4 protein-coding genes are annotated in these 3,640 nt (G+C 73.5%); 1 reads left to right on the top strand and 3 read right to left on the bottom strand.

Features of this window, described 5'->3' with window-relative positions; translation table 11 throughout:
- The first annotated feature begins 85 nt into the window (after positions 1-85).
- Positions 86-1,339 carry a styrene monooxygenase/indole monooxygenase family protein gene (locus MTQ10_RS28890; protein ID WP_247473315.1) on the top strand — a complete coding sequence of 418 codons (1,254 nt, stop codon included), beginning with the start codon at positions 86-88 and terminating at the stop codon, positions 1,337-1,339.
- A gap of 42 nt (positions 1,340-1,381) precedes the next feature.
- Here the strand turns inward: MTQ10_RS28890 and MTQ10_RS28885 are convergent, their stop codons facing one another.
- From MTQ10_RS28885 to MTQ10_RS28875, 3 genes are all read right to left on the bottom strand, one after another.
- Complete coding sequence (locus tag MTQ10_RS28885) at positions 1,382-2,557, bottom strand: C40 family peptidase (RefSeq protein ID WP_374117721.1); 1,176 nt, start codon at positions 2,555-2,557, stop codon at positions 1,382-1,384.
- 104 nt (positions 2,558-2,661) lie between these two features.
- A complete protein-coding gene (locus MTQ10_RS28880) occupies positions 2,662-2,979 on the bottom strand; it encodes a hypothetical protein (RefSeq protein ID WP_247473312.1) in 318 nt (105 codons plus the stop codon).
- Between the two features lie 17 nt (positions 2,980-2,996).
- The coding region (locus MTQ10_RS28875) for a TetR/AcrR family transcriptional regulator (RefSeq protein WP_247473310.1) at positions 2,997-3,640 on the bottom strand (644 nt) is incomplete at its 5' end.

The raw sequence follows: 3,640 nt of genomic DNA, 5'->3' as shown, positions 1-3,640 counted from the left end.
ATGTGTATAATAGTCAGTTATGGGGCAGTCCCCGAGTCCCCATGGGGCAGCCCCCCCGCAGTCCAGCTAGGAGTGACGTTCCCGCATGCGGAAGATACTCGTCGTAGGGGCCGGCCAGTCCGGCCTCCAGCTCGCCCTCGGCCTACAGTCGCACGGCTACGAGGTCACCCTGATGTCCAACCGGACCGCGGACGAGATCCGCTCCGGCCGGGTCATGTCCACGCAGTGCATGTTCCACACGGCGTTGCAGCACGAGCGCGATCTCCAGCTGAACTTCTGGGAGTCCCAGGCCCCGAAGATCGAAGGACTCGGCGTCTCCGTCGCCGCGCCCGGCTCGTGGGCCGAGGGCCCCGCCGCCCGTGCCATCGACTGGGTCGGGCGGCTCGACGGCTACGCCCAGTCCGTCGACCAGCGGGTGAAGATGGCCGGCTGGATGGAGACCTTCGCGCAGCGCGGCGGCCAGCTCGTCATCCACGGCGCCGCCGTCTCCGACCTCGACTACTTCTCCCGTACGTACGATCTCGTCCTCGTCTCCGCCGGCAAGGGCGAACTCGTGTCGATGTTCGAGCGGGACGCGTCCAGGTCCCCCTACAGCGAGCCGCAGCGCGCCCTCGCCGTGGCGTACGTCCACGGCCTCGGCCCGCGCCCCGAGCACCCGGAGTTCGACGCGGTCCGCTGCAACCTCGTGCCCGGTGTCGGCGAGCTGTTCGTGATGCCGACGTACACCACCTCGGGCCGTGCCGACATCCTGTTCTGGGAGGGCATACCCGGCGGCCCCCTCGACGTCTTCAAGGGCGTGAAGGACCCGGCCGAGCACCTCTCCCTGACCCTGGAACTCATGGAGCGGTACACGCCGTGGGAGTACGCCCGCGCCACCAAGGTCGAACTCACCGACGCGGGCGGCACGCTCTCCGGCCGTTACGCGCCGACCGTGCGCAAGCCCGTCGGCCGGCTGCCCTCCGGCGGTCTCGTCCTCGGCGTGGCCGATGTCGTCGTCGCCAACGACCCGATCACCGGCCAGGGCTCCAACTCCGCGTCCAAGTGTGCCGCCGCCTACCTCGCCGCCATCCTGGAGCACGGCGACCGGCCCTTCGACGAGGCGTGGATGCAGGCCACCTTCGACCGGTACTGGAACACCGCCCAGCACGTCACCAAGTGGACCAACGCCATGCTGGCGCCGCCGCCCGAGCACGTCCTGGAGATCGTCGGCGCCGCCGGGCAGCTCCAGCAGGTGGCGGACCGTTTCGCCAACGGGTTCAACGATCCCGCGGACTTCGAGGAGTACTTCTTCGAGCCGGAGAAGGCCAAGGCGTACCTGGCGTCCGTCACGGGCGCCTGACCCCGGCGGGCGCGGGCGGGGCGGGGCGGCCGGGCGGTTGCCTCAGCGGTCCGCCTCGGCCGGGGCGTCGTCCCCTTGCGGTGCGGCCGGGTCGTCCGGCGCGGTCGTGCTCTCGTCCCGTGCGGTCGGAGTGTCGTCCCGGGCCGCCGTGGTGGGGCCGCGGTCCGCGTCCGGGCGTACCGCGCCGAGGATCGGATACGTCGCGATGGGGGAGCGCCTGATCCGCTCCCCCTCCCTCGGCGCCTCGATCACCGTCCCGCCGCCCGCGTAGATGCCCACGTGTGTCGCCTCCGGGAAGTACAGCACGAGGTCACCGGGGCGCAGTTCGCTCAGCGGGACGTGCGGGAGCCGCGCCCACTGCTCCTCGCTGGTGCGGGGGATCGGCGTCCCGGCCGCCTCCCACGCCCGCGCCGTCAGGCCCGAACAGTCGTACGCCGCCGGGCCCTCCGCGCCCCACTCGTACGGCTTCCCGAGCTGCTGCCGGGCGAAGCGCAGCGCCCGCTCCCCGCGGTCGGACGGCTTCGCGTCGTCGGCGGGCAGCGCGCCGGACGCGGACAGCTTCCGCTGTGCCTCGTCCGCCTTCGTGCGTTCCAGCTCGGCCAGCGCGGCGAGCTGGTCCGGGCTCAGCGACGCGAGCAGCTCCTCCACGTCGTGCAGCCGTGCCCGCACGTCGTCCCGCTGCTTCTTTCGCCGCGCCGCGAGGGTGAGCTGGTCGTCCAGCGCCTTGCGGGCCGCGCGCGCCAGATCCCGGCTGTGGCGCTCGCTGTCCGTGAGCCGCGCGAGTTTCGCGGCCCGTTCACGGGCGACCCGGCCGATGACATGGCCTTCGTCGAGCGCCTGCTGCGGATCGCGTGCCAGCAGCAGCCGTACGTACGGGGAGAACGCGTCGCCCCCCTGATACTGCTGCCGGGCCAGCCGGCCCACGGCGGTGCGGCTGTCGTGCAGGCCGACCCGGGCGCGGGCCAGCGCGGCGTCCAGCCGGTCGGCCTCCGCGCGCCGCTTCCTCAGCTCCTCCTCGGTGGCGTTGTACGTCTCCGTCGCCCGCTCCGCCTCGCGGAACAGCCGCTGAAGGTCCGTCAGCAGCTCGGCCGTGGACCGCTCGTCGCCCGGCTGCGGTACGGCAGCCGCGGGCGCCGCCAGGGGCAGGAGCGCGAGCTGCGCGGCGCACACCGCCGTGCGGGTCAGGCGTACGAGCCGGGCGGTCGGCCTTCCTGACACGTCATCACCTCCGGTGCGGGGGCGGTGGGTCCGCTCCGCACCGTGAGCATCAGCGCGCCACGGGAATCCCGCGCGCCGGGCGTGCGCGGTTCGGCGCAACCCCGTCACTCGTTCGGTTCGTCGTGCGGGGCGGCCTTGCGGGAGCGCGGCTGCGGTCGCGGGCGTGACCAGGGCCAGCGCGGGCCGGTGCGTGTGTCCCCCTCCGCGTCGTACACGTACTTCCATCCCTTGGGCAGGCCCAGGCGCTTGCTGTGCCCGCGCGGTTCCCGGCGGTACACCAGCACCGTCGGCGGGCCGCCGCCCTCGGTGTCCGGGACCGGGATGCGGTACGTCTTCGGGGGCTGCCCCGTCGGGCCCAGCAGGACGGGGAGGACGCGGCCGTCCATCGGGCCGCCCTCGAAGGGGGTGTTCTCGCTCTTCACGGCACCAGTGTCCGGGATCAGCCGGCGTGCCGCGGCGACGACAGTTCCGCGAGCACCGCCGCCGTCTGCGGATCGCGGGCCGCCGTCACGCCGAGCACCGCGACGAACTGGTCCACCAGCCAGTCCCGCAGCTCCTCCGCGGGCGGCTGCTTGCCCTCGTCCAGCCAGATCAGCGACGCCGCCTCCACCGCCGTGATCCACATACGGACGGTCATCCGCAGCCGTGGGCCGGGGGAGTCCACCTCCAGGTGGCTGAGGATGTGCTCGGCGGCGGCGCGGCGCACGCCGTCGACGATCGCGCTCGTACGGGACGTCTCGACCACGCTGCCGCCCTGGAGGAGCGCGCTGAAACCCGCGTCGTGCTGGTCGACGAAGGCCAGGTAGCGGTCGAGGGCGCGGGCGAGGCGGGGGAGGCGTGGGCCGGTGCGGGGCTCGTCGAAGCAGTGCCGGAGATCCTCGGCGGCGCTTCGCAGCGCGGCCTCGTACAGCTGCTGCTTGCCGCCGGGGAAGTAGCGGTACACCAGGGGGCGGGAGACGCCGGCCGCCTCCGCGACGTCGTCCAGGGAGACCTCTTCCGGTGCGCGGTGCGCGAACAGGCCGAGGGCGGCGGTGAGGAGCTGGGCGCGGCGTTCCTCGACGCTGAGGCGGCGGTAGGCGGGGG

Source organism: Streptomyces sp. XM83C (assembly GCF_023072675.1).
GTDB lineage: Bacteria > Actinomycetota > Actinomycetes > Streptomycetales > Streptomycetaceae > Streptomyces > Streptomyces thermocoprophilus.
This window is presented reverse-complemented; position numbering and strand designations above follow the sequence as displayed.